Origin of the sequence: Schlesneria sp. (assembly GCF_036405755.1) — a bacterium.
GTDB classification, from domain to species: Bacteria; Planctomycetota; Planctomycetia; order Planctomycetales; family Planctomycetaceae; genus Schlesneria; species Schlesneria sphaerica.
In genome coordinates this window covers 1-15,220 of sequence record NZ_DASWWZ010000286.1, presented here as the reverse complement: position 1 = coordinate 15,220, position 15,220 = coordinate 1, and the positions used below count along the sequence as shown (strand labels likewise).

7 protein-coding genes and 1 pseudogene are annotated in these 15,220 nt (G+C 54.8%); 3 read left to right on the top strand and 5 right to left on the bottom strand.

All coding sequences use genetic code 11. The features are described 5' to 3' along the window. Nucleotides 1-16: 16 nt before the first annotated feature. The 3 genes from VGE80_RS10055 to VGE80_RS10045 all read left to right on the top strand — a co-directional run bounded on the left by VGE80_RS10055 (nt 17) and on the right by VGE80_RS10045 (nt 6,482). A complete protein-coding gene (locus VGE80_RS10055; RefSeq protein ID WP_440592569.1) occupies nt 17-172 on the top strand; it encodes a hypothetical protein in 156 nt (51 codons plus the stop codon). A 345-nt stretch (nt 173-517) separates the two neighbouring features. Continuing rightward, complete coding sequence (locus VGE80_RS10050; protein WP_440592568.1) at nt 518-3,520, top strand: hypothetical protein; 3,003 nt, start codon at nt 518-520, stop codon at nt 3,518-3,520. A gap of 709 nt (nt 3,521-4,229) precedes the next feature. Then, nucleotides 4,230-6,482, top strand: coding sequence for a KUP/HAK/KT family potassium transporter (locus VGE80_RS10045; RefSeq protein ID WP_373652105.1), 2,253 nt, complete (start codon nt 4,230-4,232; stop codon nt 6,480-6,482). 31 nt (nt 6,483-6,513) lie between these two features. On the opposite strand, the gene VGE80_RS10040 is transcribed toward VGE80_RS10045, so the two are convergent. The 5 genes and pseudogenes from VGE80_RS10040 to VGE80_RS10020 form a co-directional block, all read right to left on the bottom strand. Further along, on the bottom strand, nt 6,514-7,452 hold the full coding sequence (locus tag VGE80_RS10040; RefSeq protein WP_440592567.1) for an AAA family ATPase: 939 nt from the start codon (nt 7,450-7,452) through the stop codon (nt 6,514-6,516). Between the two features lie 131 nt (nt 7,453-7,583). After that, nucleotides 7,584-9,422, bottom strand: a complete 1,839-nt coding sequence (locus tag VGE80_RS10035; protein ID WP_440592566.1) for a glutamate mutase L — start codon at nt 9,420-9,422, stop codon at nt 7,584-7,586. Nucleotides 9,423-9,688: 266 nt separating this feature from the next. Next, complete coding sequence (locus tag VGE80_RS10030) at nt 9,689-10,006, bottom strand: hypothetical protein (RefSeq protein ID WP_440592565.1); 318 nt, start codon at nt 10,004-10,006, stop codon at nt 9,689-9,691. 205 nt (nt 10,007-10,211) lie between these two features. Continuing rightward, on the bottom strand, nt 10,212-13,799 hold the full coding sequence (locus VGE80_RS10025) for an acyl-[ACP]--phospholipid O-acyltransferase (protein ID WP_440592564.1): 3,588 nt from the start codon (nt 13,797-13,799) through the stop codon (nt 10,212-10,214). A 1,205-nt stretch (nt 13,800-15,004) separates the two neighbouring features. Beyond that, nucleotides 15,005-15,220 (bottom strand): annotated as a pseudogene (locus tag VGE80_RS10020) (Ku protein); the annotation flags it as partial.

Here is a 15,220-nt window from a genome sequence, read left to right as displayed (position 1 = left end):
AACCCCTGCAGCCGACCTGCAAATCGGACACGCAGCCGCCACGCTCTGTCACTTGGGAAACATCGCCTATCGAGTCGGCCATGAAGTGAAGTTCGACCCGCAACTCTTGAACTTTGGATCAGACAATGATGCCAACGCACTTCTGGTAAATTCCAGAGCGATCGTTTCGTAGGAAAGCGATCCCGCAGTCGCGTATCGGCAATCACTGTCTTTCTCGTTTTTGGACCCGCAGGCGGTGTACGTACCAAGTCTCATTCTCAGGCAGCTCACCTGTATCCCCGATCGGCAATCGATCATTGAAGCAGCGAATCCCGATTTCCCTCTCGACGAGGGGAAGCTGTAGTAAGCCACACCGCTGGTGTGTCTATTCAAGAGATCTCCAGCGACGACCATACGCGGCCGCGTTCCGACCTCGGTCGATTTTAGCCAGAACGATTTGAGAGAGAATTATCTCGGTTCAGTTCACATTGCTGACATGAAAAATCGCGTCAGGTCCATTCCCCGGAGCAGACTCTTCATGCGAACCACTTTGCGCGTTTGTGGACTACTCCTGGTTCTGGCAGGACTCGCATGGTTGTTGTGGTACCAGAAAAAAGCCGAATTCGCGGAACAACGAATTACTCTCGAGCAAGAGCGGCTGAAATTCACGCCACCCCCGATTGAAGTCGACGGCATTCAATTCGGTGTCTCGATTGATGCATTGAGCGTTCAACCGTTGGCCGATGCAATTGCAGCCAGACCCGCCGTCGATGACCTCCTCGAAAAACGCAGAAAGGAGATCGTCTGGCCAGATCTCATCGTCCCGATGAAGGTCAACATGCGTACGACGGCAGACTTTAAAAAGGATTATCTGCGATACCGATTACGCGAACTCGACTCTTATCGCAGAATCACCAAGGATGCTGATGTCGCCCGGCTCGCCGGAGAAGTCTTTGTAGAGGCGTATGTACGCGCCACTGGCGGATTTCATGAAGAGAATGTCGACTATAATGATCTACTGAAGTTAGGCCATGCAGCTATTGATGCTGGAGCCGCCGACCCGTTACTTCGTACTTACTATGCTTGTGTGAAATGGATTGCGAAAGGCGACAAACTTGAATCCGAACGGATCTGGAACGAGGTTGTCAGTGAGCTTCCTTCGACAGATTATCTCAAAACCGTGCAGGTCTATGCGAGGTGTCTGCTCCATGACGCCGCAGAGCCGACCGACATCGCCAATTCAACCAATCGCTGGCAACACGCCGTAGCAGCGATCGTTCAGTGGTTGGAAGAAGATGCAGCCAATCTGGAGTTTCTGGAATCTGTTTGCCATCGCCTGATCAATTTGTGGGACAATGCATCCCTGGAACGGCGTGAAATGCTTCTGGGGGGAGTTCTTCAATCGAAGAAGATCCATCCCTACGTCGTTCACCTGCTGACGGGCCAGTACTTCGCCACCCGAGCACTTCACTTGATGCAAGGTGAATACATCGAGTCAGGCATCGATCCCGATTCGAAATCTGTCGTCCTGCACAGAAAAGCCGTAGACCACCTGAAGTACGCGTGGCACTTGCATCCTGAATTGCCATATGCCCCACAGTCTCTGGTCGCTATCTCCAGGTCAAAAACACTTCCGGGAGACACCCCGTACTTTTGGTTTCTCCAGTCGATTGAGGCGAGATTCGACTACTACCCCGCATACGAATCGCTTTTGAACTCATTACATCCTCGATGGGGTGGTCGCTACGAGAGCATGCTCCTGTTTGCGAATAACTGCGTCAACACTGATCGCTTCCAGACATTTGTTCCCTTCTTTGTCATTAACGTCCTGACAGATCTTTCGAAATTGGAAGATTGGTCTCTCAAGGAACACCCGGAAGCAATAAAACTACTGCACCACCTGGTCGCAGCGCGCAACACTTATCATAAGGAACATCCACAAGAAGTCCTTCGAGACACATTCACTAACTACTCCGCTTTGATCATCTTGCAGCTGGAAGATTGCAAACTTTTCGAACTGGCAGCGGACTATATTCCTGCGGTTCTTGAAGGCATCAACTGGACCTTGTTGCAGGAAGAGTCACGACCGGGTCGTTATCTCACAGCGAGACTCAGGGCTGCACAAGGCGAGTTGCTGAAACCGATTCTGGATTTTGACGAGAAGCTGCGGACACCCTTCGAAGCATCAAATGGACCCGAATCGATTGCGGAACTGGAAGGCCAGTACAAAGAACTGAGAGACAGCTCATTCCAACAGAATCCCGCCGCAGCGGACTACTTTCGCCACCTCGAGACCATGCTCAAACAGTTACGGCAGTTCTCCTCCGGAGAATTGGTGCCTCTGGCAATTGATTCGCAGCTCAGCGGATGGGAACCCTATTGTGATAATTATACTGTCACCGAGGAGAACCACGTGATGCTTTCCCGAAGGTGGAGTATGAGGGGCCAGATCAGCCTGCGCCCCCTGGCCAGTTTCCGTCCTCCTCTGGAGTTTGAAGGACGCCTTGAAATTTTGGAGCCAGAGCCCTATCCGTCTGACGCAGGTGTGGGGTGGTCCCGGGAGGGGATGAAAAGCGAGACTGACTTGTACTCATCGCTCTTACCGCACTTCACGATCAAGCCTTCAAAATTTGCGACGTACCCCTCGACAGAAAGGCTTCGGCACGATTATGCACAGATCGTCGTGGGGTCTACCCCCCGAATTGGAATGTTTCCACTCAGCTCAACAAAGTCGCATCATCTCAGAGTCAAACTTTGGCCCAAGGTGGCTGAATACCGCGTCGATGACGAAGTCTTACTCTCAATCAATCTGCCCGAAGAATTACCTCCCGATGGTTGGCTATGCCTCGGTGAAAATAGCCCCTTGAGCTCTCGTGCCCGAAGGTTGTCAAGCGGCGCGATGGAGTGGAGTCAACTTCAGGTTCGCAGACTGGATACGGGATCTCCACCTCTTCCTGAGGTCTCACTCGAACAACGAGTCGCGTACTGGGAAAACCGCTACGCCGATGATTCAGAAGACACGGCCGCATTGCTTGGACTTTGCAGTGTCCGCTTCGAACAAGGCAAGGATGAGGCTGTCCTTGCATTGGCCGACGAAGCCCTGGCCAAATGGCCCAGGATCAATGGATTCAGTTACTGGAAGGCACTCGTCTTTTTTGATCATCTCCGTGATTACAAGGCGGCGGCCGAGCAGTTCAAAATCGTCCTCAGCGAGCCGCGCGACATCCCGGATGCCCTTTCTCGGTATGTCGAGATTCTCGCCATCGGTCCAGACGACTCACTGCGTAACCTTGATTCAGCGAAACAGAGCGCCGAAATGAATGTGCGACTCACGCAGCAGCCACACGGACGCGCACTCGCCGCCCTCGCTGCGGTCTATGCAGAACTGGGAGATTTCGATCAGGCGATTCAACATCAGGAGGCTGCGCTCAAAGTGTCCGACGAAACATTGCGACTCGACTGGGAAGAACGCCTTCGCAAATATCAATCCCGGGAACGATACCGTCTGCCCCTACGTTCAAATCCTGCCGGTGAAATGTGACCGCTTGATCTCTGCGAGCCGTGGCGTTGATGCTCGTGATCGTCACGCTCGTGCGAGCGCTCACCATTTCCCAGAGGAATTGATTCATTGAATCTGTTGCTCATCCTGAGGCGACAACAATCATCTCGACAGGGCGTGAAGGTTCTGGAAAGTGCCAATCCGGATTCGACCTAAGTTGCCGCACATTCTTGGCACCTGCACTGTTCAGCTGGACAATTTTTTCGCGTATGATCCCTGTGCCCTGTGTGATGCAATTCGTGTCGGAGCTTTCTCCCGTCCGACTTAGTCACCGAGGTGCGGCATCGACACTCGAATCGGGTGTGAAGATTGATGTCGCCGAGTCTCCTGTGAGTCCGATATGACCATTTCAAGTTGGTGCGAGACGACGCCGAAGTTTGCCAATCCCGTAACCGCCCTCTCAGCCCACTTCGTGAACGGTCTCACATGGGGATCGCGCGACCTTCAAACCCCGACTGAATTAGCTCGACTTCCGCTCTTTTGCGGCAGTCGGTCCCAGGGATCAGCTCGCCCACGAGACTCAAACGAGACGTTCTCTGGCCATTCGAAACCACAAATCGAGGGGCCAATTGTTCAGCCATGAACGCAGTGCCGCAACCGTGTTGCTGATTATAAGACACAATACACAACTGCAGCGAACTTTTTCGTTGCTTCGCCGCATATCGCACGATGATACGTCCTGGAAAAATTAATGAGCCACACTGAAACCAGTTCGACCGACGGTGCTGCCGACGAATCTGACCATACAGCCGAACCGACTCCCCTCCCCACTGAGAGCCCCCGTCCGAGAAGCCTGTGGGTCAGGATCCGTGAAGCAACAGGTACCGTCTACGGCGACATCGGCACTTCGGTGCTCTACACGACGATGGAAATCACTCGTGAGACCGTACGACTGAAAAACCATCATTTGCCTCACAACGAATTGAACGCCCTGTTGCTCGGCGGCGGGGCCGATCTCCTCAACCGCAACGAAGTCCTGGGAGGACTGAGCCTGGTTTTCTGGGCACTGATGTTTGTCACCATCAAATATGACCTGCTCGTCATGCGAGCCGATGATCGCGGGGAAGGGGGCACATTCGCTCTCTGGAGCCTGCTGCAGGGATATACGGGTCGTGTCGTAGGAATTACGGTGCTGAGCTATCTGGTGGTAGCCGCGGCAGGTCTGCTGGCATCGGATGGCATCATCACTCCATCGATCAGCATGCTCGGCGCATTCGAACCCCTGGGAGAAACTCCCGCGATCATTGCAACACTGTGTTGTCTGTTCGTGATGTTCAAAGTGCAGTGGCGAGGTACAAGCAAGATCGGTGGCTTCTTCGGCTGGTTCATGCTTCTCGTCTGGTTTCCCTGGATCGCACTGAAAGGGCTCCCATGGATCATTCGACGACCAGACATTTTTGAAGCGGTGAATCCCTGGTTTGCTCTGCAGTTTCTGATGAGCTTCCCCAGCGCCGGAGCGTTCGTCCTTCTCGGCGTCGTCGTTCTCGCCATCACGGGAGGAGAAGCGAAGTTCGTGGACATCGGCCACTTCGCAGTGACGAACCACGAACCTTCGTCGGTCAGCGAAAGTCTGCCTCCAGCGTTGTCCGGGCGATACCCCGTGATGATCTCCTGGCTTGTTTTTGTGTTGCCTTGCCTGCTGCTGAACTACGCAGGACAGGCTGCGTATATCCTGCAGGAAGGGGTACCTCCGCGAGGCAACTGCTTCTACGCATTGACGCCCAAATTTGGTGACGACACGACCAACTATGTGATGCTCGTGATTGATCTGTTTCTGTCAGCAATCGCTGCGTTCATAGCATCGCAGGCGTTAATCACAGGCCTCTTTTCCATCACCAAGCAAGCGATTGAACTCGGATTCATGCCGCGCTGCGACGTCCGGTACACCAGCCACGAAGCGGAAGGACAGGTTTACCTCCCTGCCGTCAACTGGCTGATGTTCGCAGGTTGTGTAGCAGTGACGCTGTCATTTAGAAGTGCTGGAAATCTTGCCGCCGCGTACGGAATTGCCGTCACAGCGACGATGGTCATCACCACGCTCTTCTTCGGATACGTAACCTTCTATCGGTGGAGATGGCCAATCTGGCTGAGCATCCTGGTTTGCTTACCCATCCTGCTCGTCGACCTGACATTCTTTACCAGCAATCTGCTCAAGATCATTCACGGTGGATACTTCCCGGTTCTGATTGCAATCGCTCTCACCACCATCATGCTCACGTGGCAGTGGGGCAGGTCGCAGTTGAGTTCGGCCTTCTACCGCTTTGGAGTTCGCGAAGGAAAGAAGCTCGACTGGTTGATCGCTCTGCGAGATATGCTCGATGACCTCGAACTTACGATGCAGGAAAATCTTCCCTATGCCCGAAAACTGGTTCAAGGTCGCCGCAAGATTGTCGAGAGCGATCGTGCCGCAGTGTTCCTTTGCTCCAGACCTATTCGAGGTATCGACGACTACGTGCCAATTGTGTTGCGCGTCTTCCTGAAGAAGTATGGCGTCTTACCTTCTTACATTGTTTTCCTGCACGTAAGGCAGATTTCGCAGCCCTACGCGAAGGTGACCCCGTCGCGTTATGAAGTCTTTCACCTGGGACATGACATCGACTCTGTCGTCGCAACCTTCGGCTATCTGGAACAGCCGTCTGTTCGCGAAACCTTGCGGGAACTGCAGTCCGCGAAGCAAATCAGGATTGCCGCCGACCGCTGGATCATCGAGGTGGGTGAGGAAGACGTCATCGCGGGGCAGGACTTGGGGCTGCTCCAGCAGCTCAGACTCTGGTTATTCCGCTGGATCCTGAGGATCTCAACGCCCGCACATAAATACCTTGGCCTGGTTTACGATGCCGCCATCTCGAAAGAGATTATCCCCGTGGTCTTCAACAGAGATGATGCCAAGGTCGCTTTACCAGAACTGGAAATCGAGTCAACCGGAGAAGGTTCCCCCGCGTGAGCGTTCCACCCGGGGGCAGTTCTTCACCGACTCAATTCGGCACAGGTGTCTTGCTGAGAATCTGCTTAAGGACGGAATTTGCTCGGTCCCGCCGGCCTTCGTGCAAGATGCCTTTGACCACAATTCGATGAGCAAGAACGGGGAGGACGAGTCTCTTGATGTCGTCAGTGACGGCGTACTGGCGACCTTCGATCAGGGCCAGTCCCTGGACAGCCCGATAGAGCGTGATCGCCCCTCGCGTACTGACGCCCAGATGAAGTTGCTCGTGGTTTCTCGTTGCATCCACAATTTCGAGGATATAGTCATTCAGGGAATCTTCGACTTTCACAGCGCGAGCGGCCGACTGCAATCGACGAAGCTGCTCCGTCGTAATGACTGAACCCAGTTTTTCACCCGGTTCTCCTTCCCGGTGATTGATCAGCACGTTCTTCTCGATCTCGCGAGAAGGGTAGCCAATCTCGATGCAGATCATGAAACGGTCAAGCTGATTTTCCGGCAACGGATAGGTCCCTTCGAACTCGAAGGGGTTTTGCGTCGCGAGAACAAAGAAAGGATCTGGCAAAGTATGTGTCTCACCCTCAATTGTCACTTGCCCTTCGCTCATCGCTTCGAGCAGGGCACTTTGCGTTCGTGGCGTCGTTCGATTGATTTCATCGGCCAGCAACACATTTGTAAAGATGGGGCCCGGCCGGAACTCGAATTCGCCACGATTCGGCAGGAAGACATTAGAACCGAGGATATCACTGGGCAGCATATCAGGGGTGAACTGCAGCCGTTTGAAATCGCAGGCCAGGCTGCGGGCGATCGCTTTGGCCAACGAAGTTTTTCCGACTCCGGGGGCGTCTTCCACCAGCAGGTGTCCTCCCGACAGCAAGGCAACGAGCGAAAGGTGAATCGCTTCAGGTTTGCCCAAAATGGCAGACGCAATATTTCGTTCCAGCGCCGCAATCAAATGCAGTTCGTCGGCCACTCAAATCTCTCCAAGTCAAACAATTCGCCCGGGTGCTATTCTATACAGTGTCCAGCTTCATCGGCGCCTCGTCAAACTCACCACGGCCACAAATTGATAAGTTGCCATGCGTCCGACACAGGCCCTCGATTTCACGAATACATTCCCACAGACAGGTTCCATTTTTCGACCGTGGCCCGGCAGAGCGCCCGGTCAATCGGCAATTCCAGAGGCCTCCCCCGCCCATCCAGAATCACTCCGACGGTGCCTCCATGCACAGTCGCAGTGCGACTCTTGCCAGGCCCATTCCCCACGTCAGTATCTGCGATTGGTGAAAGACTGACCTCGGCGGTTTGTCCCACTGCCAGAGGCAACCGGATCAGTTCGCCGAACTGCAGTTCCCCTGTTCGTGACAGGCCATCCCCTTGAAATGAGTACTTACAGACCGGCTTGCCTGGTTTTCCCTTCACCTTCGGCGCAATGCACGTTCCCAGAAACACAAGGCAGTCCCGTTCGAAAACTTCTAGCGCGGCTTTCAAGTGAACTGACGACAGCACCCCGAGGTGCGGCATCATGAAGATACTGTCCTTGGCCAGTCGAGTAATCCCTTCGGGTTCGAATGCGTCAATCAGCATCATCGCCGTTTGCTCCATCCGCGGTGCATGGGACAGTACACCTCCCGAGGCGACAAGCAAATCCAGCCGCATGTTATCGACGATGGACCGCGGACCACGCTGCTGAACGAACGCGTCTCCGATCGAACGCTGCTGCTGCACTCCGCTCAGCGTCGTCGCAAACTGCTGATGCTGCAAATAAGACAGCCGCAGGGCTTCCCGTGCAACCGCCTGCTCAAACATCAGAGCTTCCTTCGTTTGTGGAATCGTCGTCGGACGAATCATCTTGTTTTTAACACGATTTCTCAGTTCGCGCTCGTCGCAATCAAACGGAATCCACCGCAATATTCTGGGAAGTGTCGCTTCCGCCAGCACGTTCGAAATGGAATAGCTCATTCCCAGGTTCGCGCTGACCGTTCTGTTGAATGTCCCACTGAAAACCGAGAAGACATCCGTCGTGGCACCACCAATGTCTACCCCAACTGCATTGATGCCGTGTGTGTCAGCGATCATCTGCAGGATGTCGCCGACGGCCCCGGGTGTCGGCATGATCGGAGCATCGGCCCAATTAATCAGTTTGTCGTAACCGGGTGCGTGAGCCATCACGTGTTCCAGGAACAGCTCATGAACGCGGTCGCGAGCAGGCCCCAACTCCTCACGCTCAAGCACTGGTCGCACATTAGGTACGACTGATAACTCGACTGAATCACCCAGCACGTCTTTGACAAGAGGAGCCGCATCCTGATTACCCGCGTAGATGAGGGGCATCTTATACTGCCCGCCAAAACGGGGCTGAGGTTTTGCCGGTGCGATGAGTTCCGCGAGTTGAACAACATGGGATTTTGTACCCCCGTCCGTCCCTCCCGCCAGCAGTATCATGTCTGGCCGCAGTTCACGAATTCGCTGAATCTGCTCGAATGGGCGACGTTTGTCGTTAGAGGACAAGGTCTCCATCACGATCGCCCCGGCGCCCAGCGCCGCCCGTTCAGCGCTTGCAGAAGTCATCTCGCGAACAACTCCGGCCACCAGCATCTGCAATCCGCCTCCGGCACTGGAGGTCGAGATATAGATATCACAACCTTCATTTCCGCGAGCGGGTCGAATAATCTGCCCATGCTCGTCCACCAGCCGGCGTCCCGCCAGTTCTCCCACTTCAGTGGCAGCATTGATGACGCCTAATGTTACGTCGGCCGTCGGCTCTTCCACCGTCGTTGGGGCCTCGCCCCGAAACGTCTGACGGTAGACCCCGTCGATCTTTTCAATCAGGATCGCTTTCGTCGTTGTGCTGCCACAGTCAGTGGCAAGTATCACCTGTAACGAAGCAGGATCAGTGACTCGAGATGCCGTAGGAAGATGCCCGTTTTCAGTTGAGGTCATTCAGCCGCCAATTTTCTAGATCGGGGGAAGGATACCAATCGCCTCGAAGCCTGAGTGTCATGCCCGAACTACTCTGAGACAGATTACACCAGGGCCGCCGCTGATTACGACGTTCGACGTGCAATCAGCGGCGCTCATCCACTACAGTTTCCAGATGCATCACCAGATGCATCCAGTGATGCCTCTCACCAACCTTCTAAACCAGATAGCCCCCGTCGCGACTGCGTACAGTCCCTGGCAAGTCTGGGTTTATCCAGAAAACAAGCCTACTTTCCCTGTTCTTGCAATTCCTGCAGCCGCCTGGAAATGTACTCCAATGATCCTCGCTGTTCCAGAAACGATGCAAAGTCCCGGATACTGGCCCCATCGAGAATCAGCCCCAGAAACGGCTCGGCCATTCGAAGCAACTGTCCCGTCACAAAATTAAGCGGTGCAGATGACTCGAGCATCATCTGGGCGGGTAGCGTCATGTGGCGCCGAATGATCTCTCTGCAGACCGCATCAATGGCAGCTTGTTGGGACAATGTCGGCTGCACCGGTCCGGTGGGGTTGACCGCAAAGGCATGTTTAAGCCATTCAAGCATGTTCTGACCGCTCGATCCTTCCCACCCGAACCGGCCATGGGGTTCCGACAAAATCTCGAGAACTCACAACCGTCTTCTGTCCTCGGTCCGTCACACATTCCGGCTGCCCGCACTCGGCTTGCCGAGCCTCATCGCTCTGCCGCTTTGCCGCTTTCGTACGAATCGACAGAGCAACCCAGGCTCGTCCGCCGTGATCGGTTATACTTCAACGGGAGTTGGCCTTCGCAATGGCTGACTTCTCGCACGCAGCAAGTGCGGCCTGCTTGATTCCCTTCAAATCCAGTTTTCCCGTACCGAGAACGGGAATCTCGGGCACTTCGATAAAACCGTCACTGCCGGGTATCCACAACGTCGGCAGACCTGTCGCTGCGAGTTCATCAATGATCTGCCTGACTGGTTTCGACAATGCCCGATGAAGCACAATCAGTCGTTCACCCTTCTTGGGGTCGGGCACGGCTGTCACAGCCAGAGGAATTCCGGGTTCAGTACTGGTCGGGTCTTCACAAATCTTCAGCAGCGATTCTTCGATGCGCAGATGAGGACCCATCTCACCACCGATCTTTGAGAAGCGGCTGAGTCGACCGGTGATCTTCACAAACCCTTCCTCATCCACCAGCCCCATGTCCCCCGTTTCGTACCAACCATCCTTCAGAACGACGGCCGTTTTCTCGGGATGGTTCAAGTAGCCGAGCATGATGTTCGAGCCCTTGATGCAGATAATTCCTTCCTTGCCGACCGGAAGCGGCTGTTTGGTGTCGGGGTCGATGGATCTGGCCACAATGCCAGGAAGGGGACGTCCGACGGTCCCGAGTTTGGTACCTTTCTGAGTGACTTTCTCGCAGCGATGGTCGGCCACGTTGACGCAGGCGGGACCGGATGTTTCAGTTGTTCCGTAGCCTTCGGACGGCATGATCCCGAATTTCTCTCGGAACTGTTCAGCCAGGTCCAGGGGTAGTTTCTCTGCACCGACGACGACCAGGTCGATCGAACTGAATTGCTCTTTGTCACATCTCTTAAGAAACCCGCGCAGGAAGGTCGGAGTTCCAAACAGAATCGTTGCCTTGTGTTGTTGAGCCAGCTCTCCGATCAAGCGTGCGTCCAGTGGATTGAAGTGAAAGACCACTTTCGCCTTCACGCACAGCGGCAGCCAGAATGCAGCCACATAGCCGAAACAGTGGAATAGCGGCAGAATTCCCAGGATGCAGTCCTTCTTCGTAATGTTGAAGACCTGATCCGCCGCCTCGACCGTCGCGCTGACATTGTGATTTGACAGCATCACGCCTTTTGGCTCACCAGTAGAACCTGACGTGAAAATGATCGCGATGACGTCCGTCGGACGAACGCGTGTCAGTCCCAGCGATCGCTCGAGAACAGCAGCAGGAACCGCGTACGCTCCGACGGCCGCAGCGAGCTTATCAAAGTTGGTCACCTTCGCCTTGAGGTCTTCAAGGAAAACGAACTCGACACCCAGATCAAGCGGCTTTTTCTCGAGAAGCTTCCGGCTGGTGAGAATGTTCCTCACCTTGGCCTCCTTGATGCAGTGACGCATATCCGCTTCGGTCGTCGTAAAGTTCAAATTGACTGCCGTCCTGCCCGCCAGGGCCACGGAAAGGTTGACGATCGCCGAAGCCGCCGTTGCAGGAAGCAGGATACCGACGTTCTGTTCGTCAACTCCGATCACTTCACGCAGCAACACACGCCTCATCGCCAGGACTGACGTCAGCAGCTTTCCCCCCGTTAACTCGACGCCACTGGAATCTGCGATCCGAGCCTGCCCCAGCGACTTCTTCATCGAGCGGATAAAAATGCGAGCGGGGGTCAATTCGTGCGTTCTACTCGTCTCCACAGCAGCAGCTCCCAGTTGTTGAACACGGTCCTGTACGTCAAACACAGATTGCGGTTGGTGAAGTGGCTCACCAAAAAAGATCGAAACCGGATGTCGCCATTTCTGAGGCCACTTTCGGAAGATCTTTCCCCCTCGATGGCTGAAAAAGCTTCCCCACAAACCGTGCAGGTAAACGGGGATGACCGGGGCGTCAGTCCCTTTGAGAATTCGCAGCATCCCTGGCTGGAATGGCTGAGTATGCCCCGTCCGAGTCAGTCCCCCTTCCGGAAAGATGCAGACCAGCTCTCCGTTCTGCAGCGCCTCACTTGCGGTTCGCAGGGATTGAATTAACGTCTTCGGCCCCCCATCAGCCTTAATGGGAATGGCATCGAAAATCTTTGCCAGCCAGTTCAGCCTGGGGTTATAGACGAAATCGGCGTAGATAATAAAACGGACAGGCCGCGGCACAGTAATCAGAAGCAAGAGCCCGTCAACAAAGCTGATGTGATTGGGGGTCAGCAATGCCCCACCTGTCTGCGGGATATTCGTGAGCCCATGCGGCCGCACCTTGTAGAACAGCTTGACGGCCAGCCAGAATACGAATCGGATCGCGGCCTGGGGAAGCAATACGATAACGTACAACGCAACGGGAATTGTCCCCACTCCCACCATCAGGAAGATCGTACTTGGCGAAATGCCCATCCGATCAATCATCAAATAGTACAGGCCCGAGATCAGCAAGATTCCGCTGAACGCAAGGAAGTTCGTCGCACCGATGACCTGCCCCAGATATCGAGGCTCACTCTCCTGCTGCAGAAATGACTCCAGAGGAACATCGAACAATCCGGCGCTGGCCCCGAGAAAGAACAGTGAGACACAGACAACAATTAGTGACCAGCCTGGGTTCGCGTGACCGAACCATCCGGTTAGACACAGCATCACTGACCAGAACGACATTCCGAGTGCCCCCAGCGGGACGATCCCGAGTTCCACGCGACCGCCCGACCACAGTCCCGCCACGACACTGCCAATCCCCAACCCCATCACCAGCGATAACCCCAGAATGCCGATCTGCTGCTGGGACAGTTCCAGATCTTTCGTCCCGAGTTGATCCATGTTCATCTGAGCTAAAGAAGCCAGAATCCAGAAAAACGCGATGCCGATGCCGGTCCGGAACAGCGACGTACTGGACTTCAGCACGCACAGTGAGGCCGCGGTTTCCGAGAACAGATTCCAGGTGAATGAACGGGACTTGTCAGCTGCGCCGATGCGACGCAGACCAAAGCTAATCCCCCATCCTGCGACTGCGGTCCCTAGAATGAGCACCAGTGACGGCATCAACGATTTGACTGTAATAGGGTCTTCCGGTGTCGGTTGAGCGTACGAAGCGAGAATATTCCCCACGAGACACCCCAGCGCTGCCGGCATCACAGTAACCAGTCCTAGTAGACCGTTCGCTTTTGAGAGCAGAGGGGGGTGAACCAACTCCGGGACCGAGCCGGATTTCGACGGAGAAAACAGCGCCGCGAGAACCCCCGTCAAAAAGACGACAGCAATCAGCAGCGACATGTTTACCCACATGAGGGCCACAAAACCCAAGGCCATCACGATGATCTCGGCAGCCTTGCAACAGCGGATCACCCACGCTTTCGAAAAGCGGTCCGCCAGAAATCCAGCAGGGCTCGAGAAGACGATAAATGGGACCGTGAATGCGGCCAATCCGAGAGAAATGGCCGCAGCGGCCCCCAGCTTCGGCTTCGCGATCGGTATCACCAGCCATCGAAAGGTGTGATCGTTCAGAACCGTCAGAAACTGGACGAGCAACAGACACAGGAATTCACGTGAGCCTAGCCCAACCGTAGTGTGCTCACCCCCGACAGCCTGGAGCGATGAATCTCCCGCCAATGTCGACGGATCACCTTGTTCAGGAGGAAAAGGCTGATCTGGTAATTCAGGAGACGTAGTCATCCCACGACCATTCTTCGAGGAAACAAAACGAGTGGAGAGATGTAAATTCCGATACAGGACGTCGCAAAACGACACTATTGCGGAAGCCTCGAATTTTGGAAAGAGAGACCCGAAGGACCGCCCGCAAAGAACGCAGGATACCCCGATGAACTCCAGCGCAGGGCGACCACTCAGACGACGCTCAGGTGACCACCGGTTCCAAGATTCCCCCTTGTGGGACGCGCGAGCAGTCGCTACGCAACGTTTCTTCTGTCGGAAGAAAAAAGGTGCGGTGAAACGAGGATTTGCCGTGTGATCATCAGCATGCGGAAGTTCAGCCGCCCTATACACCGCCGTAAGCTCTACGCAACTGAAAGAGAGAGAACCCACAAACGAAAGAGATTGAAGCGTCGCGCTTCGGAGCACACTTAGGGCAACTCATCGACGAAAGCCGAGCAGGACGATGAGTGTACGCGGAGCCGCAACGGGGCTGATAGACTTCGAATCACGGCCTACCGTCGATCCAGACCGGCGGCAGAGGGGGCGGAGGAATTGGGCGCGGCGCTGAACCTGAAATTCCTTGGCAGAATGTCAAGGTTGTCGACGTGAAGCGGTGTACTCCATTGGAGCGCATCACGGAACGCAAGCGCGCACTTAGAGCGGTGCCGCGGCCCCTAAGAATCGGCTCAGCTCCTGTGCACGTCCAAGTCGCAAGCGTTGTGCCAGGACATTTGCAGATTCGAGCCTTCGCCATTCAAGAGCTTTGCGACGCCCTCATTTTTACCAGGTGGGTCTTTTTCATTCATTCAGGAGACCCGGCGGAAATGGCCTTCTACGTGACGGCCATCTTTGCGAGTGTAGGAACCGACCCAAACTTTTGCTCGGCTATGCGGCGCAGGTCGTTCGCTCTTGTCGCTCTTTGAGAACTTGTTCGACTTGGCCCTCGTAGCTCCTTTTCGATGGACGCTGGCCCGTTCCATTTTCCAGCTGCTCTTTTTGCTACTCATCGTTCTTCCTCCGAAAACAGTCGGGACATCTCGACGCAACATCGAGATGTCACAGCAACTACCGGACCAACGAGGACCAATCAGGATGCATCTCCGTGTTGCGCCGGTCGCGGCGTGATGACGGGTCCTGGTTGGTTACAGATATCTCCCTTAGACATCCCTACCCCTGGCGTGGACATTTCGTTCAGGGCCTCGCCCCGGGATAAATTCAAGTAGGCTTTACGCGGAACGTGTTTTCCGCGTTTTCCGAGTGGGAGTCTGTTTGCGTTTACCAGTTTGCGCAAGACTTTTCTGCAGCGCTTCCATCAGGTTGAGCATCACAGGTTCGTCTTCATCCGCAATTGGTTCTTCGACATGGTGGTCTTTCATTTTTGATTCAATCAGATCCTCGACCCGTTCACGATAGTTGTCTTGGTACTGATTGAAATCAAAGTC